This window comes from Streptomyces sp. NPDC001787, from assembly GCF_040297465.1.
GTDB lineage: Bacteria > Actinomycetota > Actinomycetes > Streptomycetales > Streptomycetaceae > Streptomyces.
Genome location: NZ_JBEOZE010000005.1, coordinates 221941 through 244305, shown reverse-complemented (window position 1 = coordinate 244305; position 22365 = coordinate 221941). Strand labels below are relative to the sequence as shown.

The window sequence follows — 22365 nt, the reverse complement described above, 5'->3', positions numbered from 1 at the left end:
GTCACGCCCCGATCCGGTACAGCGAGTGGGTCCAGGAGAACTCGTTGTTGTTCACGTACCAGGCGTGGGAGGCCCAGTTGTAGCGGTTGCTGGAGGGCCAGGGATCTCCCCAGTAGACCCAGCTGTTGGCGTCGTCGTAGCCGTACAGGACATGCATGTGCCCGCCGCCGGAGGACCACTGGATGCGCGTCTCGACGGGACGGCCGGCGGATATCTCGCCCTGCACGGTCGGGTAGCGGAGCCAGCCCGTGACGTAGGACCCGGGGTTGACCCCGGTCCAGGACAGGCCGCTTTGGACATCGCCCAGCGTGGCCTGCGAGTTGGGGCACTCGTAGCCCTGGTTCCGGCCGAAGGCGGCGTTGCAGAACTGGTTCTGGGAGTAGGTGCGCCCGAACCAGGTGGCGATGGTGTTGCCCGCGGCCGCCCAGCACCAGTTGGTCTTCTGCTGGGCCTGCATCGTGATGTTCAGCCGCTGGGTGGCGGCGACGGCGCTGCCCTCCGGCGTGACGGCCGGGTTCTGCGCGGCGGTGGCGGTCACCGCGGGTACGGCGAGGAGCACGGCGGCCAGGAGTGCCGTGAACGGGAACCTTCCCGGCCTGATTCTTCGGTTGCGCATGGCGTTCCTCCCATGGCGGGGGGTGGGATCGGAGGAGCGCGTCCGGACGCTGTTGAGGAGCATCGACCGTTGTCCGGAACGGGTCAACACGCTTCAATGCGGGGTGACATCGCGGTGTGAACGGCGCGACGGGTGTGTGAACAGTGCCGCCCCGGTCACCTGCTCCCCCGCTCCCGTACGGGCGGTGCACCCGCTCCCCGTCGTGAACGTTCACCGGAGGCCCGGCATGCGGCACACCGAGACCGAACTCGCCCAGGTGCTGCACACCGGCCCCTTCCATCTGGCGCTGCGCACCGCCCTGTCCGTGCGCGGGCTGCCGCTCCAGCGGGTCCAGCACCACCTCGCGCACCGGGGGATCAAGGTCGGGGTGACGAGCCTCAGCTACTGGCAGCAGGGCGCGCGCCGCCCCCGGCGCGCCGAGTCGCTGCGGGCCGTGCGGGCTCTGGAGGACGTTCTCTCGCTGCCGGGCAACTCGCTGCTGCGGCTGCTGGAGACGGGGGACGCGCCCGCGGACGGCGAGCGTCCCGCGGCCCGCTCGTACCGCTCGCTGCTGGAGGCGTCGGGCGCGGTGGAGCGGCTGCTGACGGCGATGGAGTCACCGGTCGACGGCGGGCTGCACACGGTGGGACACCAGGAGCGGGTACGGATAGGGGCCGGGCGGGAGCTGGCGGGCCGCGACTCGCAGCATGTCGTACGGGCCCACCGCGACGGCGTCGACCGCTACCTGGCCGTCCACCGCGGCGATCCGGGCTGCGAGCCGTCCAGGATCACGGTGCGGGCCCGCGAGAACTGCCGGACCGGCCGGGTCCGCTGGGACCGGGAGTCCGGTGTGCTGGTGGCGGAGCTGCTCTTCGACACCCGGCTGCGGGCCGGTGAGACGTACCTCTTCGGCTACGGCTTCGACGACGGTACGGGAGGGCCCAGCGGCGAGTACGTGCGCGGCTTCACCTTCGGCGGCGGGCAGTACGTGCTCCAGATCCGCTTCGACGAGGCCGCGCTGCCGGTCCGGTGCCGGCGCTTCGTCCAGGCGTCGGCGGGGGCGGCGCGCGGCGCCCGGACCGACCTGACGCTCACCGGGCGGCACCGGAGCGTGCATCTGGTGGAGCAGGGGGTACGGCCCGGTCTCGTCGGCATCGACTGGGACTGGGAGTGATCGGGCCGGGAGCGGACGGGAGTGAACGGGGGCCGGAAACGGACGGGCCGGGGCCCGGCCCCGGCGGGCCTGTCAGGCTTCGGGGCCCACGACGAGCTTGCCGCCCTCGGCCGTGACCGGGACGGAGGGAAGCGGCACCGTGGCCGGGCCGTGGAGCGCCTTGCCGGTGGTCATGTCGAAGCGGCTGCCGTGGCAGGGGCAGTGGCCCTCGGTGCCCTCGACCTTGTCCAGGACACAGCCACCGTGGGTGCACTGGGCGCTGAACGCCTTGTACTGGCCCTTCGCCGGGCAGCTCACCACGACGCGCTGCTCGCGGTAGAGCTTGGCGCCGCCGACGGGGACCGCGTCCGCGGCACCGAGGTCCACGGGGGCGGTCGGCGTGGGCGTCTCGGCGTGGCCGAGCTTGGAGTCGGTCGAGCAGGCGGCCACTCCCAGCCCGGCGGCACCGGCGAGAGCGGCACCCTTCAGCACGGTACGGCGGGCGGCGGGCTGGCCGGGCATGCGGTCTCCACGGGTCGGTGTTCAGAAGTGGTACGGGCGGTCGCCGGACACGACCGGTGGCAGCGGCGCCACGGTTCCCGGTGACAGAAACGACGATACCGGCGGAGACCGGAGGCTCTGCGGCCGGGCCGGACATGGCCGGACGGCGGGCCCCGCAACCGCCCCCGGACGGCGCGCCGGGCCGGTGGCGGTGGTGGCCCCGGTCCTGGGCCCACCACCGCCACCGGCTCATGGCGCGACGGTCACGCCTTGCGGGCGCGGGCCGTCTTCTTCGCCGCCGTGCTCCGGGCGGCCGTGCTCTTGGCTTCCTTGGCGGGCACGGCCTTGGCCGTCTTCCCCGCCGCCGCCGTCCTGCCCGCCGCCGTCTTCTTGGCCGCGGTGGCGGTGGCCGCCGTCCGCACCGGCTTGCGGGCCGCGGGCAGCGCGGCCTCGCTGATCCGGTCCGCGTCCAGGATGCCCTGGAGGAACTTGCCGGTGTGGCTGGCGGGAACCGAGGCGACCTTCTCCGGGGTGCCCTCGGCGATGACCAGACCTCCGCCATTGCCCCCTTCGGGGCCCATGTCGATGACCCAGTCCGCGGTCTTGATGACATCGAGGTTGTGCTCGATGACGATCACCGTGTTGCCCTTGTCGACCAGACCGGAGAGCACCTTGATCAGCTTGCTGATGTCCTCGAAGTGCAGACCGGTGGTCGGCTCGTCCAGGACGTAGACCGTGCGGCCGGTGGAGCGCTTCTGGAGCTCGCTCGCCAGCTTCACCCGCTGCGCCTCACCGCCGGAGAGCGTCGGCGCGGACTGTCCGAGCCGGACGTAGCCGAGGCCCACCTCGTTGAGCGTACGCAGATGGCGGGCGATCGTCGGGACGGCCTCGAAGAACTCCAGGCCCTCCTCGATCGGCATGTCCAGCACCTCGGCGATGGACTTGCCCTTGTAGTGGACCTCCAGGGTCTCCCGGTTGTAGCGCGCGCCGTGGCAGACCTCGCACGGGACGTACACATCGGGCAGGAAGTTCATCTCGATCTTGATGGTGCCGTCGCCGGAGCAGTTCTCGCAGCGGCCGCCCTTGACGTTGAAGGAGAAGCGGCCCGGCAGATAGCCGCGCACCTTCGCCTCCATCGTCTCGGCGAACAGCCTGCGGACGTGGTCGAAGACTCCGGTGTACGTGGCCGGATTGGACCGGGGCGTACGGCCGATGGGCGACTGGTCGACGTGCACCACCTTGTCGACGAGGTCGTCGCCGTCGACCCGGGTGTGCCGGCCGGGGACCGACTTGGCACCGTTCAGCTCGCGGGCCAGGTGCGTATAGAGGATGTCGTTGACCAGGGTCGACTTTCCGGACCCCGAGACACCCGTGACGGCCGTGAGGACTCCGAGCGGGAAGGAGACGTCGATGTCCTGGAGGTTGTTCTCCCGGGCGCCGTGCACCGTGAGCCGGCGGCCCGGGTCGACCGGGCGCCGGATGTCGGGCATCGGGATCGCCCGCTTGCCGGACAGATACTGGCCGGTGATCGACTGCTTGTTGGCCAGCAGCTCCTTGAGCGAGCCGGAGTGGACCACCTTGCCGCCGTGCTCACCGGCGCCGGGGCCGATGTCGACGACCCAGTCGGCGACCTTGATGGTGTCCTCGTCGTGCTCCACGACGATGAGGGTGTTGCCCATGTCGCGGAGCCGGACCAGGGTCTCGATCAGGCGGTGGTTGTCCCGCTGGTGGAGCCCGATGGAGGGCTCGTCCAGGACGTACAGCACGCCGACCAGCCCGGAGCCGATCTGTGTCGCGAGCCTGATGCGCTGGGCCTCACCGCCGGACAGGGTGCCCGCCGCCCGGTTCAGCGAGAGGTAGTCGAGGCCGACGTCGACGAGGAACCTCAGCCGCTCGTTGACCTCCTTGAGCACCCGCTCGGCGATCTTCTTGTCGCGGGCGTTGAGCTTCATCCGGCCCAGGAACTCGGCGCACTCGCTGATCGACATCGCGGAGACCTCGGCGATGGACTTCTCCATCACCGTCACCGCGAGCACGATCGGCTTCAGCCTCGTGCCCTCACAGGTCGGGCAGGGCACCTCGCGCATGTAGCCCTCGAAGCGCTCACGGCTGGAGTCGCTCTCGGCCTCGGAGTGGCGCCGCTTCACGAACTGCACCGCGCCCTCGAAGGCGGGGGTCGTATAGGCGCGCTCGCGGCCGTACCGGTTGCGGTACCGCACCTCGGTCTGGATCTTGTGGCCGAAGAGCAGGGCCTTCTTCGCGCGCTGCGGCAGCCCGGCCCAGGGGATGTCCGTACGGAAGCCGAGGGCTTCGGAGAGCGCGCCGATCAGCCGTCCGAAGTACTCCTTGGTGTGGCCGTGCGACCAGGGGTGGATCGCCCCCTCGTCGAGGGACTTGTCCTCGTCCGGGACGATCAGCTCCGGGTCGACCTCCATGCGCGTACCGATGCCGGTGCAGTCGGGGCAGGCGCCGAAAGGCGAGTTGAAGGAGAAGGAGCGGGGCTCCAGCTCCTCGAAGGAGAGGTCGTCGTACGGGCAGTAGAGGTGCTCGGAGTACATCCGCTCGCGCTCGGGGTCGTCCTCGGGGAGGTCGACGAAGTCGAGCACGACCATGCCGCCGGAGAGCCCGAGCGCGGTCTCGACCGAGTCGGTCAGCCGGCGCTTGGCGCTGTCCTTCACGGTGAGGCGGTCGACGACCACCTCGATGGTGTGCTTCTCCTGCTTCTTGAGCGTGGGGGGCTCGGAGAGCTGGACGGTCTCGCCGTCGACCCTGGCCCTGCTGTAGCCCTTGGTCTGCAGATCGGCGAAGAGGTCGACGAACTCGCCCTTGCGCTCACGCACCAGCGGTGAGAGGACCTGGAACCGGCTGCCCTCGGGCAGACCGAGCACCTTGTCGACGATGGCCTGCGGCGACTGGCGGGAGATGGGCCTGCCGCACTCCGGGCAGTGCGGCTTGCCGATCCGGGCGAAGAGCAGCCGGAGGTAGTCGTACACCTCGGTGATGGTGCCGACCGTCGAGCGCGGGTTGCGCGAGGTCGACTTCTGGTCGATGGAGACGGCGGGCGAGAGGCCCTCGATGAAATCGACGTCCGGCTTGTCCATCTGGCCGAGGAACTGCCGGGCGTACGAGGAGAGGGACTCCACGTAGCGCCGCTGGCCCTCGGCGAAGATCGTGTCGAACGCGAGGGACGACTTGCCCGACCCGGAGAGCCCGGTGAAGACGATGAGGGAGTCGCGGGGGAGATCGAGCGAGACGTTCTTGAGGTTGTGCTCGCGCGCGCCACGGACGATGAGACGGTCGGCCACGCCGGTCCGCACCTTTCTTGGGGAAGCGGGGGAACTGAGCCCCTCTCCCAGGGTATGGGGGGCGCCACAGCGATGGAGGAGGCTTTCGACTCCGAGCGTATAGCACGCACATTCGATTTACGGTCGTCCTAGGACTCCTTCACCCGAATGAGTGGCAGAGCTAGGCTCGGCCCCATGAACGATCATGCGCACGACCTGGGAGCTGTACGCGAGGCGACCGAACGACTGCTCAGCGCAGCGGGCACATGGGACGACGCCGCTGTCGCCGAGCCGTCACGGCTGCCCGGCTGGAGCCGGGGCCATGTACTGGCCCACCTGTCACGTAACGCCGACGCACTGGCAAATGTTCTCCGCGGTCTCCCGATGTACGCGAGCAGCGAAACCCGCGACCGGGACATCGAGCGCGACGGCCCGCGCCCCCTCGCCGAGCAGCTGGCCGACCTCCGCGACAGCGGTGCCCGCTTCCTCGCGGCGGCCGGGGAACCGGGCGACTGGTCCCGCACCGTCACCCTGCGCAACGGGGTGACGGACTCCGCGTCCCGGGTCCCCTTCCGCCGCCGGATCGAGCTGGAGCTGCACCACGTCGACCTGGGCGTCGGCTACGAGCTGGAGGACCTGTCGGACGAGTTCGTGACCCGGGAGATCGCCTTCCTGGCCGACCGCTTCGCCGGGCACCCCGATGTCGTGGCCACCGCGCTGACCGACGAGGACGGCCGCGAATGGTCGACGGGCGGCGGGGCCGAGGGTGCCTCGGCGGCCGTCCGGGGCCCGGCCGCCGGACTGCTCGGCTGGCTCTCCGGGCGCCGGGACGGGTCCGCGCTGACCGTGACGACGGGCCGGCTGCCCGCGCTGCCGCCGCTATAGGCTGAGCCGTATGACGTACAGCGGAGCGGTGAGGGTCGGCGGACCCGCGGATGTGCACGAGTTGACGGATCTGATGATCTCCAAGGTCGCCGTCGGCCAGATGAACAACAACGCCTATCTGCTGCGCTGCCGGGCCACCGGCGAGCAGCTCCTGATCGACGCGGCCGCCGAGGCCGGGACCCTGCTCGGGCTGATCGGTGACGACGGCATCACGTCCGTCGTCACCACCCATCAGCACGGCGACCACTGGCAGGCACTGGCCGAGGTGGTGGCGGCCACCGGAGCGCGGACGTACGCCGGCCGGTACGACGCCGAGGGCATCCCGGTCCCGACCGATGTGCTCGTCGAGGACAACGACACGATCCGCGTCGGCCGGGTCACGCTGACCGCCCGCCATCTGACCGGTCACACACCGGGCTCCATCGCGCTGGTCTACGACGACCCGCACGGGGCTCCGCACCTGTTCACCGGGGACTGCCTCTTCCCCGGCGGGGTCGGCAACACACGCAAGGATCCGGCGGCCTTCGCGAGCCTGCTCCACGACGTGGAGACGAAGCTGTTCGACCGGCTGCCCGACGAGACCTGGGTCTACCCGGGGCACGGGCACGACACCACGCTCGGTGACGAGCGACCGCAGCTGCCCGAGTGGCGCGCACGCGGCTGGTAGCGGTCCCGCACGGACGGGCCGGGGGCCTCGCCCCCGGCCCGTCCCCGCTCTGTCCGCCCACCCCGAACGGAAACCGGCCGTCCCGGCTCTGTCCGCCCGCACCGAACGGAAACCGGCCGGGGCGGGCGGACATCTCCGCTCACCCCGGCCGGTACCGGATTCCTCGGCGTCGCCCTGCGGCTGACGCCACTGCCCCTCGGGGTCAGCCGGAGATGCTCTTGCTCTCCTCGTCGGCCTGATCGTCCCTCTTCGCCGCCGCCTCGGCCTCGGCCTCGGCCGCAGCCTGCTTCTTGTTGGCGATGAGGCTGGTGATCGTGGTGACCACCAGCACGGCGCAGATGAAGCCCAGTGAGAACGGGATGGTGACCTCGGGGACGTGCACCCCGGACTCGTGCAGCGCGTGCAGCAGCAGCTTGACGCCGATGAAGCCGAGGATCACCGACAGGCCGTAGCTGAGGTGGACCAGCTTCTTCATCAGACCGCCGATGAGGAAGTACAGCTGACGCAGCCCCATCAGGGCGAAGGCGTTGGCGGTGAAGACGATGTACGGGTCCTGGGTCAGGCCGAAGATCGCCGGGATGGAGTCCACGGCGAACAGCACATCGGTGGTGCCGATGGCGAGCATCACGACCATCAGCGGGGTCAGCACGCGCTTGCCGTTGCTCCGGATGAAGAGCTTGGTGCCGTGGTACCTGTCGGCGACGCCGAAACGGTGCTCGATCGACTTGAGGAGTCGGTTCTCCTCGAAGTCCTCCTCGTCCTCGTCGGCCCGCGCCTCCTGGATGAGCTTCCAGGCGGTGTAGATCAGGAACGCGCCGAAGATGTAGAAGATCCACGAGAAGTTGGCGATCACCGCGGCGCCCGCGGCGATGAAGACGGTCCGCAGCACCAGTGCGATCAGCACACCGACGAGCAGCACACGCTGCTGGAGGTGGGAGGGCACCGAGAACTTCGCCATGATCAGGACGAAGACGAAGAGATTGTCGACACTGAGCGACTTCTCGGTGATGAACCCGGCGAAGAACTCGCCGGATGCCTGGCTCTCGCCGAAGAGCAGCAGACCGAACCCGAAGAGGGCGGCCAGCGCGATCCAGATGACGGTCCAGATTCCGGCTTCCTTGGTCGACACGTCATGGGGCTTGCGCCCGATGAAGAAGTCGACGGCGATCAAGGCGCACAGACCAAGAATGGTCAGCACCCAAAGGGTCCATGAAACGTCCACTGCGCCTCCGGCAGTTCGCTACGGCTACTGATCAGCGTCGTCGCTGCCGGAGGTCTCTTCCACCTGGGCGCACGGGATGCGCGCCTGGGCCGACGCCCCGGGACCGGTCACAGTCCGTACTGACGGGAACGTCGCGTATGGGAGTACTCCCCTCCGTCCAAGAAACAGTACAGGCAATACCAAGAAGAGGTAAAGGGAAGAGTAAAGAAACCACCAAAACGGCAGGTCAGGGCGTTGCCTCGCACCCTGACCGCAGCCGTTGTCGGGGTGGTGAGGCTCAGCGGCCGCCCGTGCGACGGGCGGCGGCCACGGCGGCGAGCACCTGTTCCAGGACGCGGCTGCCCGGCGGCAGGCTCAGCGGCTCGTACGTCCAGGCATGGCCGACCCAGGGGTCGGCGAGGTGATCGTCGGCCACCGGCGTGATCCGCAGCAGGGAGCGCCACAGCGGGTCGAGCACCGGGCCGTACGCGCCGGCGTCCTCCCGGTCCGCGACCATCAGCAGATGCACGCCGACCGCGGGGCCCTCGTCGGCGAGGTAGCGCAGCTGGGTGACGGCCCGGTCGTCGAAACCGTGCGGGAAGTCGTTGACGATCAGGAGGTGCTCGCCGGTGTCCAGGTCCGGCGGGAGCGAGTCGGCGGCACCGGCCCGGACCGCCATCTGCACCAGGTCCACGCGCCGGGTGAGCTGGGCGAGGACCGAGGCCACTCCCCCGGGTCCGGCGGCCGGCGGTCCGGCGAGGACTCCCGCGCCGACCAGGGGCGCGAGTGCCCCGGACGCCGAGCCCGCCGGGTCGATGACATGCACCGAGAACTCCCCGGCGGGGTAGACGGCGAGCATCCTGGCGGCATGGCCGACCGCGTTCTCCATGGCGAGGCGGCGCAGGCTGTCGGTGTCCGTCAGCGCGGCGGCCCCGGAGGAGGTGCGACCGCTGTCGACCCAGACGCCGCGCTCCAGGGGCAGCCGTACGAGGAGCGGGATGCGCAGGTCGGTGCGTTCGGGCAGATGGAGGTCACCGATGCGCAGGGCCATCGGAATCTCCATCGGGACGCGGTAGCCGTGCCAGACGGGGTTGTCCCAGCCCGCGTAGGCGGCGGGGAGCGCCGGTTCGACGACGGCGGCCTCGGCGACGAGCTGTGCGAGGTCGCGGTCCAGGGCCTCGCGCGCCCGGCCGGTCAGTTCGTCGCGCTTGGCGAGGGCCGCCTCGCGGGCCCGGTCGCCCGCGCCGCCGATCCGGTTGCGCGGGTCGGACAGGGTGCGGTCGAGCTCCTGCTCCATGCGGGAGTCGGCGAAGTCCACGGCGCTGCGGTAGGCGGCGGTGGTACGGGCCAGATCCTCGAACATGCCCCAGATCTGGTTGTAGAGGCGCTCGTCCATCGACCAGCCGGTCGCGTCTCCGGCGACGGGAGGCGCGGCCTGTCCGGGCGGGGCCTGGGGTGCCGCGGGCGGGGGCGGCGGCGCGGTGGTCCGGCGGCGCGGGTGCGCGTAGCTGATGGGGCCGTCGGCCGCGGCGGGCGGCGTGGGGCCGGGCGCGGTCACGCCGGCCGCGGCGGGGTCGGCCGGCGGCGCGGCGGCGGGCCGGACCGCCCGGGGGGGGGGGGGGGTCTCCCGTGGGGGGCGGCGCCCCCACGGCATGTCCGGGGCGGCATCAATGACGCAGTGAATTGAGGGATCCGTTGTGAGTACGCCGATTTCGTCCTACGACTTCGACACCGTCGTCGACCGCCGCGGCACCTGGTGCGTCCAGTGGGACGGTGTCGCCGACCGGTTCGGAGTGGACGGGCTGCTGCCGTTCACCATCTCGGACATGGACTTCGAGACGGCCCCCGCGGTGCTGGCCGCCCTGCGGGCCAGGCTCGATCACGGGGTGTTCGGCTACACCGACTGGGAACAGGACGACTTCCTGTCGGCGATAGCCCACTGGTACGCGACCCGCTACGGCACCGCGATCGACACCGGACAGCTGGTCTACGGCCCCTCGGTCCTCAGCCAGCTCTCGCAGCTGCTGCAGATGTGGACCGGCGAGGGCGACGGGGTCGTCGTCCACACCCCCACGTACGACGGTTTCCGCAAGGCCGTGACCGGGCTCGGGCGGGAGCTGCGGGGGGTGCCGGTGGGGGACGCGGAGGCGCTGGAGCGGGAGCTGGCCCGCGAGGACGCCAGGGTCCTCGTGCTGTGTTCGCCGCACAACCCGACCGGGCGGGTGTGGACGGAGGCCGAGCTGGAGGCGATGGCGGCGTCGGCCCGGCGGCACGGGGTGGCCGTGATCAGTGACGAGATACACGCGGACTTCGTGCACGACGGGTATCGGCATGTGCCATGGACGCGAGTGGCGGGCGACGGGCGCTGGGCGCTCGTCACCTCCGCGTCGAAGGCCTTCAACTTCCCGGCGCTGACGGGCTCGTACGGAATCATCGCCGACCCGGCCGACCGGACGGAGTTCCTGCGCCGGATGCGGACGGCGGAGGGTCTCGCCTCACCCGCCGTACTGTCGCTGACCGCGCACATCGCGGCCTACCGCGACGGCGGGGAGTGGCTGGACGCGGCACGGGCGTACGTGGCCGGGAATCTGGCACTGGTCGCCGAACGGCTGAACACGGCCTTCCCCGAGCTGGGCTGGGAGCCGCCGCAGGCGGGCTATCTGGCCTGGATCGACCTGCGTCCGCTGGGGGTGTCCGAGGAGCCGTTGCAGCGGGCGCTGATCGAGCGCGAGAAGGTCGCGATCATGCCGGGCGGGGTGTACGGGGCACCGGGGTTCGTCCGGCTGAACGTGGGGTGTCCGCGGAGCAAGGCGGAGGCGGGGACGGCGGCGCTGGTGCGGGCGGTGAGGTCGCTGCGGTAGGGGGCGCGGGGGGTCCCGGGCCCCGTGGAGGACGCCCCCGGGCGCCCCGGCGGGTGCCTCCGGCTCCGGTCGTTCTCCGATGGCCGTCGTGGCGTGGAGCGGGGATGCTGCTCCTATGTCTGATGCCGATACGGGGAGCATCCGCGTCGCCTCGCCCGTCGGGCGCTGGGTCGTCCTGACCACCGTCCTCGGCTCCAGCATGGCGATGCTGGACTCCACGGTCATCAATGTCGCCCTGCCCCGTATCGGCGAGGACCTCGGCACCGACCTGGCCGCGTTGCAGTGGACCGTCAACGCGTACATGCTCACCCTCGCCGGGCTGATCCTGCTCGGCGGGGCGCTCGGGGACCGGTACGGGCGGCGCCGGGTCTTCGTCGTCGGGGTCGTGTGGTTCGCGCTCGCCTCGCTGCTCTGCGGGCTCGCGCCGAACGCCGCGGTGCTGATCGCCGCACGGGCCCTCCAGGGGGTCGGCGGGGCGCTGCTCACCCCGGGGTCGCTGGCCCTCATCCAGGCGAGCTTCCACCCGGACGACCGGGCCCGCGCCGTCGGCCTGTGGTCGGGGCTCGGCGGGGTCGGGGCGGCCGTCGGGCCGTTCGTCGGGGGCTGGCTCGTCGACGGACCCGGCTGGCGGTGGGTGTTCCTGCTCAATCTGCCGCTCGCCGCGATCTGCGTGCCCGTCGCGCTGCGCCATGTCCCGGAGTCCCGGGACCCGGCGGCGCACGGCCGGTTCGATGTGCTGGGGGCCGTCCTCGGAGCGCTCGCGCTGGCCGGGGTGACATATGCGCTGATCGAGGCGCCGGGGCGGGGCGCCTCGCCGCTCGTCATCGGGTCGGCCGTCGGCGGGGTGCTGCTGGGGGCGGCGTTCGTGCGCGTGGAGCGGCGGCGCCCGGATCCGATGCTGCCGCCGTCCATCTTCTCCTCCCGGCTCTTCACCGCGGTCAACGTCGTGACGTTCTGTGTGTACGCGGCCCTCGGCGGCTTCTTCTTCCTCTCCGCGATCCAGCTCCAGGTGGTCGCCGGGTACTCGGCCCTGGGCGCGGGCACCGCGCTGCTGCCGACCACCGTGCTGATGCTGCTGTTCTCCGCGTCGGCGGGGGACCTGGGCCGGCGGATCGGACCGCGCATCCCGCTCACCGTCGGCCCGCTGCTGGCCGCCGCCGGGATGCTCCTGATGCTGCGGGTCGGCCCCGGCGCCTCCGTGGGCTCCTACCTGAGCGAGGTGCTGCCCGCCGTTCTGGTGCTCGGCCTGGGCATGGTCACCTTCGTCGCGCCGCTCACCGCGACCGTCCTGGGCGCCGTGGACGCGGGGCGGGCGGGGCTGGCCAGCGGCATCAACAACGCGGCGGCCCGTGCCGCCGGGCTGATCGCCGTCGCGGCGCTGCCGCTGCTCGCGGGCATGGGACCGGAGGCGTACCGGGACGCGGACGAGTTCGCCGCGACCTTCCGGCGGGCCATGCCGATGTGCGCCGGGCTGCTGGTCGCCGGAGCGGCGGTCGCCTGGTGGACGGTGCGCACCGCGCCCGCCGGGGCGCGCGGGACCCGGCCGGAGTGCCAGGTGCACTGCGGGGTCGTCGCGCCGCCCCTGGAGCCGGAGCACGAGCCACCCGCGCGTGCCGGAGCGTGAACCCGTACGCGGCCCCACCGGACCGCCGGGCCAGGCACACTTGATCCCATGTCCATCCACGAGAACCTTCTCGGGGGCCCTGCCCCGACGCATCTGCCCGACGACCCCGAACCCCGTGAGCTGCTCGCGGGCGGCACGCCGCCCGCCGAAGTCGCCGCGAAGTACCCGACCTCGTCGCTGGCCTGGGCACAGCTCGCCGACGAGGCCTTCGAGGGCGGCCGGGTCGTCGAGTCGTACGCGTACGCCCGTACCGGCTACCACCGAGGCCTCGACGCCCTGCGCCGCGCGGGCTGGAAGGGCCACGGCCCCGTCCCGTTCGAGCACGAGCCCAACCGCGGCTTCCTGCGTGCGCTGCACGCCCTCGCCCGCGCCGCCCAGGCGATCGGCGAGGAAGCGGAGTACGAGCGCTGCGCGACGTTCCTGCGGGACTCCTCGCCGACCGCCGCCGACATCCTGGGCTGAACCGCCCCACCCGTACGCACCACAGGTCACCGGGCCCCGCAGGCCGCCATCCACCCGTCTGCGGGGCCCCGCGCCGTCCCGGGGTGCCCCGGAGCGCCCCGGGACGGCGCGGACGGTGTTCGCACGGGGGTGCGACCGCCCCCCGGACACACGGCGCGGTCCCGGTTTAGGATGCCGACAGGGGACCGGAGCTCCACCACCTCACGGAAGGGGCGGACCGCTACCCGGAAGCTCGTGTCGAGGAGACAGAAATGTCGACGAACCACCCCGACCCCGAAGCCACCGGTGCGCAGACCCCGCACCTCGACTTCGCGGGAACGACTCCGTACGAGGACTATGTCCAGGCGGATGTCCTGACCCATCTCCAGCACCTGCGCTCCGACGATCCCGGGGAAATGGTCTTCCTGGTCACCACCCAGGTCATGGAGCTGTGGTTCACGGTCATCGTCCATGAGTGGGAGACCGCGGCACACGCCCTGCGCGAGGACCGCATACCCGTCGCCCGGGACGCCCTGAAGCGCTCGCTGCGCGAACTGGAGGCGCTCAACGCCTCCTGGACCCCACTGGCCGCGCTCACCCCGGGCCAGTTCAACTCCTACCGCGGCGCGCTCGGCGAGGGCTCCGGCTTCCAGTCGGCGATGTACCGGCGGATGGAGTTCCTGCTCGGCGACAAGTCCGCGTCCATGCTCGTGCCGCACCGGGGCGCGCCCCGTGTCCACGCCGAGCTGGAGAAGGCGCTGGGCGAGCCCAGCCTGTACGACGAGGTCCTCGCCCTGCTCGCCCGGCGCGGCCACGCCGTGCCGCAGTCGGTGCTCCGCCGCGACCTCACACAGAAGTACGACCCGTCCCCCGAGGTCGAGGCGGTGTGGACGGAGATCTACGCCGACCCGGAGCGGTACGACGAGCTGGTGCGGCTCGGTGAGCTGCTGACCGACGTCGGCGAACTGGTCTGGCGGTGGCGCAACGACCATCTCGTCGCGACCCGGCGGGCGATGGGCTCCAAGACCGGCACCGGCGGCTCCGCCGGGGTGGCCTGGCTGGAGAAGCGCGCCACGAAGAACGTGTTCCCCGAGCTGTGGACGGCGCGCAGCCATGTCTGAGACCGCCGACAGCCTCACGGAACGGGCCGCCGCGCTCGACGCCGCCGATGAACTCGCGCCCAGGCGCAAGCTGTTCGTCCTCGATGACACCGTCTACCTCGACGGCAACTCGCTGGGCGCGCTGCCGGCCCACGTACCCGCCCGGATGCAGGAGATCCTCACCCGTGAGTGGGGCCGGCTGCGCATCCGGTCCTGGGACGAGAGCGGCTGGTGGACCGCGCCCGAGCGGATCGGCGACCGGATCGCGCCGCTCGTCGGGGCGGGTCCGGGGCAGATCGTCGTGGGCGACTCGACGAGTGTGAACGTCTTCAAGGCCGTCGTCGCCGCGAGCCGGCTCGCGGCGGACGGACGCGACGAGATCCTCGTTGACGCGACGACGTTTCCCACGGACGGGTACATCGCCGAGTCCGCCGCCCGGATGACCGGTCACCGGATCGTGCCCGTCGCGCCCGCCGAGGTGGGGGCCGCGCTCGGCCCCCGTACCGCCGTCGTCCTGCTCAACCACGTCGACTACCGCACCGGAAGGCTCCACGACCTCCCCGGGCTGACCGCCGCCGTGCACGCGGCGGGGGGTCTGGTGGTCTGGGACCTGTGCCACAGCGCGGGCGCGCTGCCGGTCGGCCTGGACGAGCACGGCGTGGACCTGGCCATCGGGTGCACGTACAAGTACCTGAACGGCGGCCCCGGTTCACCCGCCTATCTGTACGTCGCCGAGCGCCACCAGGCCGCCTTCGACTCGCCCCTGCCGGGGTGGACCTCGCATGCCGACCCGTTCGCGATGACACCCGGGTACGCCGCGGCGGACGGTGCCGTACGGGGCCGGGTCGGGACGCCGGACATCCTCTCCATGCTGGCGCTGGAGGCCTCGCTGGACGTGTGGGACGGGGTCTCCGTGGAGTCCGTACGGGCCAAGTCCCTCGCGCTGACGGACTTCTTCCTGGAGTGCGTCGCCGCGTACGTGCCGGACGGCCGGGTCGCCCCGGTCACCCCGGCCGCGCACGCGGAGCGCGGCAGCCAGGTCTCGCTGCGCTGCGCGGACGCGGAGCCGGTGATGCGGGCGCTCATCGGGCGCGGTGTCGTCGGGGACCTGCGGCGGCCGGACGTGCTGCGGTTCGGCTTCACTCCGCTGTACGTGGGGTTCGCCGACGCGGAACGGGCGGCGCGCGTCCTGGCCGAGGTGCTGGCCGAGGTGCCGGAGGGGAAGTGACCGGACGGGGGCGGTCCGGACGGGGGCGGTCCGGACGGCACGCGTCCGACTGGTACCGTCCCCGCAGGTCACGCCAGTTGGGCACATGACCCCGGCACGGTCCGGCCACCGCGCGTGGGGGTGCACACTGGCACCGGGACCGCGCACGGGACCACGCACGGGACCGCGTACTGGTTCGGTCACACGCACAGTCACACGCACTGGCTCGGGCACACGCACCGGCACAGGCATTGGCACAGGACGGTTGGAGCAGCATGTCGGATTCTGCCGCGCGTGATCGTGACGCCGCCGAGACCGAGTCGGCGTTCGCGCATCCGGTGGTCGCCCCCGATCGGTCCGCCTCCTACGGCAGCCATCCCGACCAGGTGATCGACTTCTACGGTCCGCGCGACGGGCGGACCGGGGCGCCGCTCGTCGTCCTGTTCCACGGCGGGGCCTGGCGGGCCCCCTACGACCGGGCCCATGTGTCGCCGCTCGCGGACTTCCTGGCCCGGCGCGGCTTCGCCGTCGCCAGCGTGGAGTACCGGTGCGGCCGCGAGATCCCGCGGCCGGGCGGCTCGGGGCCGGTCGCGGGCCGGTGGCCCGAGACCTTCGACGACGTCGCCGCCGCGATGGACGCCATGCCGGTGCTGGCCGCCCGGGAGCTTCCGCAGGCCGATGTGCGGCGGACCGTGGTGACCGGGCACTCGGCGGGCGGGCAGCTGGCGCTGTGGGCTGCCGCCCGGCACGAACTGCCCGAGGGGTCTCCGTGGCGGCTGCCCGCCCCGCCGCCGCTGCGCGGGGTCGTCGCGCTGGCCCCGATCGCCGACTTCGCGACCGCCGTCGAGCTGGACATCTGCTCCGGGGCCGTCCGGCAACTCCTGGGCGCGGAGGCGGACTTCGCCGAGCGGAGCGCCTGCGTCGACCCGGCCGCGCTGCTGCCGACCGGCATCGCGACGGCCGTGGTGCAGGGCACCGACGACCTGACCGTGCCGCAGGCGGTGTCGGAGGCGTTCGTCGACGCGGCGGCGAAGGCGGGGGAGATGGTGGGGCTGACCCTGCTGGAGGGCGTCGGCCACTTCCCGCTCATCGATCCGTCGGCGGACGCGTGCGCGGTGGTGGCGGAGGAGCTGGCCCAGCTGGCGTGGTGAGCGCGGCCGGCGCGGGCTCCGGCACGCGGGTGGTGCACGGGGCGCCCGAGGCGTGCGCGGTGGTCGCACAGGTCGCCCGTGACGTGTGCGCGGTGGTACGCGGGGACTGCGGCGCGGGTCCTGGCGCCGTTCCGTAGTACTTGAGGGGGACGGTCCAGGATCCGTATCGGTGCTGACGACCCGCGCCCCGCCGCCGCCTACCGTGGAGACGTGACCGAGACCCATACGAACACCAGAAGCCCGGAGCTGCGGGTGGCCTCAGGCGCGATCGCGGGCCTGCGGCAGGACCTCTTCCACGACGCGTTCGCCTACCGCCCGATGGGCCCGAGGACGGGTGAGGGGCGGATCTTCCGGCTGGTGCCCGCGCGGCTGCGGGAGTACGCCGTCTGGACCCCGCACGGGGTGGTGCTGCTGGCGGCTCTGTTCACCGTGCTGCTGGGCCTCGACACATGGGACCACCAGTTCGTCGTCGCCGCGCTGCCCGCGATTCCGGTCGCGCTGAGCCTGGTCAGGCCGGTCGCCGCGTTCTGGGTGTCGATGGTCTCCTCCCTGATCTCCGCCATGGGGAGCGGCGACGGGCTGTGGGGGCCCGCCAGCCTCTTCTCGCACCTGGTGGTGCTGGTGGTCGTGGCGGCCAGGACCCGGCCGCGTACCGCCGCCTGGATGTGGGCGCTGACCCTGCTGTTCGGCACACTGCTCCAGGGCGTCGGGCCCATGCGGGACTCCGACGGCGCCGCGCCGATGCTCGTGCTCTCCGCCCTGGCGCTGCTCGTGGTGAGCATGATCCAGGTACGGCGCGACGCCGAGCGCGAAGTGACCGTGCAGCGCACCGTCACCGCCGTCGAGCGCGACCGGCGCACGCTCCTGGAGGAGCGCACCACCATCGCCCGTGAGCTGCACGACGTCGTGGCCCACCACATGTCGGTCGTGGCGATCCAGGCGGAGGCCGCGCCCTACCGGGTGGAGAACCCGCCGCCCGAGCTGGAGCAGGCGTTCGTCACCATCCGGGAGAACGCGGTGGCCGCTCTCACCGAGCTGCGCCGGGTGCTCGGAGTGGTCCGCGCCGACGACTACGAGGCGCCGGACGCCCCGCAGCCCACCCTCGACGGGCTCGACGGCCTTCTCGCCAATGTGCGGGAGGCGGGTCTGGAGTCGGAGAAGACGATCACGGGCGCGGTGCGCGAACTGCCCCAGGGCGTAGAGCTGTCGGCGTACCGGATCATTCAGGAGGCCCTCAGCAACACCCTGCGGCACGCACCGGGGGCGACGGCCCGGGTCGAGCTCGGCTATGTGCTCGGCGGCCTCGGACTGCGCGTCGTCAACGGGCCGCCGACCGGACTGGTGAAGCCGTCGCCGGGGGCCGGGCACGGGATCACGGGGATGCGGGAGCGGGTCGCGATGCTGAACGGGGAGATGACCGCCGGGCCGACCGGGGACGGCGGGTACGAGATCGCCGCGTTCATCCCCGTGCAGTCGACGCACGACGACGCCCATGACGCCCATGACGCCCATGACGGCCGCGCTGCACGGGACGCGAGGAGCGGCCGGGGTACGGGGGACACGGACGGCACCGGGCAGGGCGAGGGCGCATGAACGACATCCGGGTCCTGATCGTCGACGACCAGATGATGGTGCGCGAGGGCTTCTCCGTGCTGCTCAACGCGATGCCGGGGATCGCGGTCGCGGGCGAGGCGGTCGACGGGCGGCAGGCCGTCTCGCAGGTCGCGGCCCTGCGCCCCGACGTGGTGCTGATGGACATCCGGATGCCCGTGATGAACGGCATCGAGGCGACCCGCGAGATCGTGGCGCAGGACGCGGACGCGAAGGTGCTGGTGCTCACGACGTTCGACCTCGACGAGTACGTGTACCAGGCACTGCGGGCCGGGGCCTCCGGCTTCCTGCTCAAGGACGCCTCCGCGCGGCAGCTGGCCGACGGCGTACGGGTGGTGGCGTCGGGGGAGGCGCTGCTCGCGCCGACGGTGACGCGGCGGCTGATCACCGAGTTCTCGAAGCTCGCCGAGACCCCCCGGCCGCCCGCCCTCGCCCGGGTCGGCGACCTCACGGAACGCGAGACGGAGGTGCTGGTGCTCATCGCGCAGGGCCTGTCGAACGCGGAGATCGCCTCGCATCTGGTGGTCGCCGAATCCACCATCAAGACGCATGTGAGCCGCGTCCTGGTGAAGCTCGGGCTGCGCGACCGGACCCAGGCGGCGGTGTTCGCGTACGAGGCGCGGCTGGTCACGCCCGGATAGCGCGGGGCCGGCGGTAGCCGGGGGCGGTCCCCTTGCGCCGGCGGCCGGTGCCGGTAGCGTCGGGTCATGCACGTGTCCTTCGATCCCTGGTCCCCGGCGTTCGTCGCCGACCCGTATCCCACCTACGCGGCCCTGCGCGCCGGTGGCCGGGCGCACTACTTCGAGCCGACCCGGCAGTGGCTGATCCCGCACTACGCCGATGTGTCGGGCCTGCTGCGTGACCGGCGGCTGGGCCGCACGTATCTGCACCGCTTCACCCACGAGGAGTTCGGCCGCGCGGCGCCGCCCGCCGCGCACGAGCCGTTCACCGTACTCAACGGGCAGGGCCTGCTCGATCTGGAGGCCCCGGACCACACCCGTATCCGGCGGCTGGTCTCCAAGGCGTTCACCCCGCGTACGGTCGAGCGGCTCGCACCGACCGTACGGCGGCTGGCGGCCGAGCTGGTGGACGCGTTCGTCGCGGCGGGCGGCGGCGATCTTCTCGCGGCCGTCGCCGAGCCGCTGCCGGTCGCCGTCATCGCCGAGATGCTCGGCGTCCCGGAGTCCGACCGGGCGCTGCTGCGGCCCTGGTCGGCGGCGATCTGCGGGATGTACGAGCTGAACCCGTCCGAGGAGACCGCACGGGCCGCCGTCCGTGCCTCGGCCGACTTCTCCGCGTATCTGCGCGACCTGATCGCCGAGCGGCGCGGGAAGCCCGGGGACGACCTGATCTCCGCGCTCATCGCCGCCCATGACGAGGGGGAGCGGCTCAGCGAGCAGGAGATGATCTCCACCTGTGTGCTGCTGCTGAACGCGGGCCACGAGGCGACGGTCAACACCACCGTCAATGGCTGGCGCACCCTCTTCCGCCACCCGGACCAGCTGGAGGCGCTGCGCGCGGACCACGGGATGCTGCCGACGGCCGTGGAGGAACTGCTGCGGTACGACACCCCGTTGCAGCTGTTCGAGCGCTGGGTGCTGGACGACATCGAGATCGACGGCACGGTGATTCCGCGCGGCTCGGAGGTGGCGCTGCTGTTCGGCTCGGCCAACCGGGACCCGGAGCGGTTCGCCCGGCCGGACGAGCTGGATCTGTCCCGGCCGGACAACCCGCACATCAGCCTGGGCGCGGGCATCCACTACTGCCTCGGGGCACCGCTGGCCCGGGTGGAACTCGCCGCGTCCTTCGGTGAGCTGCTGCGCAGGGCGCCGGGGATGCGGCTGGCGGCGGAGCCGGAGTGGAACCCCGGATTCGTCATCCGGGGGCTGAAGGAGCTGCGCGTGGAGCTGTGAGGGGCGCTGCCGGGACCGGGCGGGGCCGTAGCGGTCTCAGCGGGGCGCGTGCCCGGTCTCGGCGGGGCGCGTGCCCGGTCTCAGCAGGTCTCGTACGTGGGCTCAGCAGGGGTCGTAGCAGTCCGGGAGCGGCGGCGGGGCCAGGACGTCGAGGCCGAAGCCGAGGGCGGTGAGTGCCGCGACGGCCCCGGCCAGCCCGAGCGCGGGGCGCCAGCGCCCCCGGGCGACGGCGAAGATCCCGAGCGCGACGGCGATCCCGCCGAGCGTCATGACGGGCAGACCGAGCCAGAGCACGGTCCAGTTGACCGCGCCCTCGAAGCCGCCGAACAGTCCGGCCCTTCCGTACGGGGTCCAGACCGCGAGCCCCACGACGGCACCCAGCGCGGCGGCCAGGCATCCGGCCGCCCCGGTGACGGCCTCTCGTCGAGTGTCCATGCCCGGGGGGACGCGCCGGGCGGTGTACCCGGTTCCGGTTCGCCCCGGGACTCTCCCGGGGCACAGGCGCGTCCGGCCGGGTGTGTCAGGCGAGCAGGGTGCGGTACCAGTCGGCGGAGGCGGCCAGCCCGGCGAGGGGGCCGGGGCCGGGGTCCACTCCGGTGCGCTCCCAGATCGCGTCGGAGCGGTACCAGTGGTCCTGGGCGAGCAGATGGAACTGCCGCTCGCTCACGGCGCCCGGGTGGGCGGCGTGCTCCTTGAGGCAGCGCTCCCAGGACAGGTCCTCGTCGGCGGGGGCGGGGACGATGCCGTGTTCGGCGAGGGCCGTGACCAGGTCTCCGATCCGTACCGGCCGGGGGTGCGCGGCGTGGAACACCGAGGGCCCCGGGGGCCGCGGTGTCAGTGCGACGGCGGTGATCAGCCGCGCCAGGTCCGGCGCGTCCACGACGGACAGTGACGCGGCGCCGCCGTCCCACCGGCCGGGCACCCGCTTCAGCAGGTCGGCCAGCGCGGGCACGACCCAGCGGTCTCCGGCCCCCAGGACCAGCCCGGCGCGGAGCACCACCGCTCCGGCCCGCAGCGCGTGCGCTTCGCCCGCGAGCCGGGTGGCGCTGGCGGCCGATACGGGAGCGGGCGTGAGCGCCGTGATGTCCTGGCCGGTGTGCGGGCCCCGGCCGTAGACGGCCGTGGTGGACAGCTGTACGACGCGTGGCGTCCCGGCCCGGACCGCTTCCGCCATCAGGGCGCCGGTGCCCGTCGCGTTCACCGCGCGGCAGCTCTCCTCGGTACCGGAGACCTTGGACGCGAGGTGGATCAGTACGTCGGCGTCCTCGCAGATCCCGTGCAGCGAGCCGGTGTCGGTGAGTTCGGCCGGGATCCACTCCACGCCGGGCAGACCGTCGGGGGCGGGCCGCCGGCCGGCGAGGCGGACGGTCACCCCGTCGCGGGCGGCCAGTTCCCCGACGACGTGTGTGCCGATGAACCCCGTGCCACCGGTGACGACGATCCGGGTGCTGTTCATCCCGCGCTCATGACGGGCTCGCCGTTCAGGTCGAGTGCGGCGAGCATGTCCGGTGTGGCGATGCCGGGCAGCAGGAAGCGCCACAGGGTCATGATGCGCGGGGTCAGGTCCGAGCGGCCCGTCGTTATCTCCGACATCAGCTGCGTCCCGGTGTACGCGCCGACCAGGGTCAGCGAGAAGCTCTCCTCGTCGACCTCCGGCCGGAGTTCGCCCGCCTCGCGGGCCACGACCAGCTCCTTGTGGAAGAGCGCCGCCCACCAGGCGTAGATCGAGTCGTCGTTCCGGGCCGGTCCTCCGGGGTCCACGGCGAGCCGTACTCCGGCGCGCAGCAGGACATTGTGCTGCATCTCCACGGCCAGCATGAGGGTGATGTTCACCAGCTGTTGCAACCCGCGTGGTTCCGGCGGGAGTACGAGGTCGGCCGCCTGCTCCAGCATGACGGCGTGGGCCAGTTCCTCCTTCGACTTGAAGTGGAAGTACATGGCGCCCTGCGTCATGCCCGCGCGGGCGAGGATCTTGTTGGTGCCCGCACCGTAGTAGCCGCTTTCGTCGAAACACTCGGCTGCGGCCTTGAGGAGAGCCCTCCGTGTTCGGATGGCTCGTTCCTGCGGTTGTTTGGACTTCATCTGGATGACCCATGCTTTCTCGACAAACAAACAGACCTCCCTCTATGTTAATGAAATGATGATCGCCGCTCAACTAGGCGGCGACGGTT

Annotated in this window: 19 protein-coding genes and 1 pseudogene; 12 read left to right on the top strand and 8 right to left on the bottom strand. The window is 72.2% G+C overall.

Annotated features, from left to right (window positions below; translation table 11 throughout):
* Nucleotide 1: 1 nt before the first annotated feature.
* Nucleotides 2-616, bottom strand: a complete 615-nt coding sequence (locus ABT170_RS09680; protein ID WP_329942304.1) for a papain-like cysteine protease family protein — start codon at nt 614-616, stop codon at nt 2-4.
* Nucleotides 617-842: 226 nt separating this feature from the next.
* Here ABT170_RS09680 and ABT170_RS09675 point away from each other — a divergent pair, with 226 nt between their 5' ends.
* Nucleotides 843-1769 carry a hypothetical protein gene (locus ABT170_RS09675; RefSeq protein ID WP_351865553.1) on the top strand — a complete coding sequence of 309 codons (927 nt, stop codon included), beginning with the start codon at nt 843-845 and terminating at the stop codon, nt 1767-1769.
* Between the two features lie 72 nt (nt 1770-1841).
* On the opposite strand, the gene ABT170_RS09670 is transcribed toward ABT170_RS09675, so the two are convergent.
* Both ABT170_RS09670 and uvrA read right to left on the bottom strand, forming a co-directional pair.
* Nucleotides 1842-2270: a Rieske (2Fe-2S) protein gene (locus ABT170_RS09670; protein ID WP_329942302.1), complete on the bottom strand. Its 429-nt coding sequence runs from the start codon at nt 2268-2270 to the stop codon at nt 1842-1844.
* 242 nt (nt 2271-2512) lie between these two features.
* Nucleotides 2513-5554 carry an excinuclease ABC subunit UvrA gene (gene uvrA / locus ABT170_RS09665; protein WP_351865550.1) on the bottom strand — a complete coding sequence of 1014 codons (3042 nt, stop codon included), beginning with the start codon at nt 5552-5554 and terminating at the stop codon, nt 2513-2515.
* A gap of 174 nt (nt 5555-5728) precedes the next feature.
* On the opposite strand from uvrA, the gene ABT170_RS09660 reads away from it, so the two are divergent.
* Together ABT170_RS09660 and ABT170_RS09655 are read left to right on the top strand one after the other, a co-directional pair.
* A complete protein-coding gene (locus ABT170_RS09660) occupies nt 5729-6418 on the top strand; it encodes a maleylpyruvate isomerase family mycothiol-dependent enzyme (RefSeq protein WP_351865547.1) in 690 nt (229 codons plus the stop codon).
* A 10-nt stretch (nt 6419-6428) separates the two neighbouring features.
* Nucleotides 6429-7085 carry an MBL fold metallo-hydrolase gene (locus ABT170_RS09655; RefSeq protein ID WP_329942299.1) on the top strand — a complete coding sequence of 219 codons (657 nt, stop codon included), beginning with the start codon at nt 6429-6431 and terminating at the stop codon, nt 7083-7085.
* Between the two features lie 202 nt (nt 7086-7287).
* On the opposite strand, the gene ABT170_RS09650 is transcribed toward ABT170_RS09655, so the two are convergent.
* Both ABT170_RS09650 and ABT170_RS09645 read right to left on the bottom strand, forming a co-directional pair.
* Complete coding sequence (locus ABT170_RS09650) at nt 7288-8307, bottom strand: TerC family protein (protein WP_329942298.1); 1020 nt, start codon at nt 8305-8307, stop codon at nt 7288-7290.
* 277 nt (nt 8308-8584) lie between these two features.
* Nucleotides 8585-9901: pseudogene (locus ABT170_RS09645) on the bottom strand (TerD family protein); the annotation flags it as partial.
* Nucleotides 9902-9983: 82 nt separating this feature from the next.
* Between ABT170_RS09645 and ABT170_RS09640 the strand changes: the two are divergent.
* From ABT170_RS09640 to ABT170_RS09600, 9 genes are all read left to right on the top strand, one after another.
* Nucleotides 9984-11147, top strand: a complete 1164-nt coding sequence (locus tag ABT170_RS09640; protein ID WP_329942789.1) for a MalY/PatB family protein — start codon at nt 9984-9986, stop codon at nt 11145-11147.
* Nucleotides 11148-11262: 115 nt separating this feature from the next.
* Nucleotides 11263-12771: a DHA2 family efflux MFS transporter permease subunit gene (locus tag ABT170_RS09635; protein ID WP_329942790.1), complete on the top strand. Its 1509-nt coding sequence runs from the start codon at nt 11263-11265 to the stop codon at nt 12769-12771.
* A gap of 48 nt (nt 12772-12819) precedes the next feature.
* On the top strand, nt 12820-13233 hold the full coding sequence (locus ABT170_RS09630) for a DUF3151 domain-containing protein (protein WP_329942791.1): 414 nt from the start codon (nt 12820-12822) through the stop codon (nt 13231-13233).
* A 251-nt stretch (nt 13234-13484) separates the two neighbouring features.
* Nucleotides 13485-14333: a tryptophan 2,3-dioxygenase family protein gene (locus ABT170_RS09625; RefSeq protein WP_351865541.1), complete on the top strand. Its 849-nt coding sequence runs from the start codon at nt 13485-13487 to the stop codon at nt 14331-14333.
* Nucleotides 14326-15540, top strand: a complete 1215-nt coding sequence (gene kynU / locus ABT170_RS09620) for a kynureninase (RefSeq protein WP_351865538.1) — start codon at nt 14326-14328, stop codon at nt 15538-15540. Before ABT170_RS09625 ends, kynU begins: the two co-directional genes overlap by 8 nt.
* A gap of 254 nt (nt 15541-15794) precedes the next feature.
* Nucleotides 15795-16670: an alpha/beta hydrolase family protein gene (locus ABT170_RS09615; RefSeq protein WP_329942794.1), complete on the top strand. Its 876-nt coding sequence runs from the start codon at nt 15795-15797 to the stop codon at nt 16668-16670.
* A 210-nt stretch (nt 16671-16880) separates the two neighbouring features.
* On the top strand, nt 16881-18263 hold the full coding sequence (locus ABT170_RS09610; protein WP_329942795.1) for a sensor histidine kinase: 1383 nt from the start codon (nt 16881-16883) through the stop codon (nt 18261-18263).
* Nucleotides 18260-18922, top strand: a complete 663-nt coding sequence (locus ABT170_RS09605) for a response regulator (RefSeq protein ID WP_351865533.1) — start codon at nt 18260-18262, stop codon at nt 18920-18922. The genes ABT170_RS09610 and ABT170_RS09605 overlap by 4 nt, the downstream gene beginning before the upstream one ends.
* A 66-nt stretch (nt 18923-18988) precedes the next feature.
* Nucleotides 18989-20194: a cytochrome P450 gene (locus ABT170_RS09600; RefSeq protein ID WP_329942797.1), complete on the top strand. Its 1206-nt coding sequence runs from the start codon at nt 18989-18991 to the stop codon at nt 20192-20194.
* Nucleotides 20195-20296: 102 nt separating this feature from the next.
* Here the strand turns inward: ABT170_RS09600 and ABT170_RS09595 are convergent, their stop codons facing one another.
* From ABT170_RS09595 to ABT170_RS09585, 3 genes are all read right to left on the bottom strand, one after another.
* Nucleotides 20297-20629 carry a hypothetical protein gene (locus ABT170_RS09595; RefSeq protein WP_329942798.1) on the bottom strand — a complete coding sequence of 111 codons (333 nt, stop codon included), beginning with the start codon at nt 20627-20629 and terminating at the stop codon, nt 20297-20299.
* Between the two features lie 85 nt (nt 20630-20714).
* On the bottom strand, nt 20715-21650 hold the full coding sequence (locus ABT170_RS09590; RefSeq protein WP_351865529.1) for an NAD-dependent epimerase/dehydratase family protein: 936 nt from the start codon (nt 21648-21650) through the stop codon (nt 20715-20717).
* Nucleotides 21647-22306, bottom strand: coding sequence for a ScbR family autoregulator-binding transcription factor (locus ABT170_RS09585; RefSeq protein ID WP_266922425.1), 660 nt, complete (start codon nt 22304-22306; stop codon nt 21647-21649). Before ABT170_RS09585 ends, ABT170_RS09590 begins: the two co-directional genes overlap by 4 nt.
* Nucleotides 22307-22365: the final 59 nt, after the last annotated feature.

Excerpts from the sequence above, each read along its gene's own strand:
- ABT170_RS09680 (WP_329942304.1), bottom strand. The coding sequence starts at position 616 with ATGCGCAACCGAAGAATCAGGCCGGGAAGGTTCCCGTTCACGGCACTC.
- ABT170_RS09675 (WP_351865553.1), top strand. The coding sequence starts at position 843 with ATGCGGCACACCGAGACCGAACTCGCCCAGGTGCTGCACACCGGCCCC.
- ABT170_RS09670 (WP_329942302.1), bottom strand. The coding sequence starts at position 2,270 with ATGCCCGGCCAGCCCGCCGCCCGCCGTACCGTGCTGAAGGGTGCCGCT.
- ABT170_RS09660 (WP_351865547.1), top strand. The coding sequence starts at position 5,729 with ATGAACGATCATGCGCACGACCTGGGAGCTGTACGCGAGGCGACCGAA.
- ABT170_RS09655 (WP_329942299.1), top strand. The coding sequence starts at position 6,429 with ATGACGTACAGCGGAGCGGTGAGGGTCGGCGGACCCGCGGATGTGCAC.
- ABT170_RS09635 (WP_329942790.1), top strand. The coding sequence starts at position 11,263 with ATGTCTGATGCCGATACGGGGAGCATCCGCGTCGCCTCGCCCGTCGGG.
- ABT170_RS09630 (WP_329942791.1), top strand. The coding sequence starts at position 12,820 with ATGTCCATCCACGAGAACCTTCTCGGGGGCCCTGCCCCGACGCATCTG.
- ABT170_RS09625 (WP_351865541.1), top strand. The coding sequence starts at position 13,485 with ATGTCGACGAACCACCCCGACCCCGAAGCCACCGGTGCGCAGACCCCG.
- kynU (WP_351865538.1), top strand. The coding sequence starts at position 14,326 with ATGTCTGAGACCGCCGACAGCCTCACGGAACGGGCCGCCGCGCTCGAC.
- ABT170_RS09615 (WP_329942794.1), top strand. The coding sequence starts at position 15,795 with ATGTCGGATTCTGCCGCGCGTGATCGTGACGCCGCCGAGACCGAGTCG.
- ABT170_RS09605 (WP_351865533.1), top strand. The coding sequence starts at position 18,260 with ATGAACGACATCCGGGTCCTGATCGTCGACGACCAGATGATGGTGCGC.
- ABT170_RS09600 (WP_329942797.1), top strand. The coding sequence starts at position 18,989 with ATGCACGTGTCCTTCGATCCCTGGTCCCCGGCGTTCGTCGCCGACCCG.
- ABT170_RS09595 (WP_329942798.1), bottom strand. The coding sequence starts at position 20,629 with ATGGACACTCGACGAGAGGCCGTCACCGGGGCGGCCGGATGCCTGGCC.
- ABT170_RS09590 (WP_351865529.1), bottom strand. The coding sequence starts at position 21,650 with ATGAACAGCACCCGGATCGTCGTCACCGGTGGCACGGGGTTCATCGGC.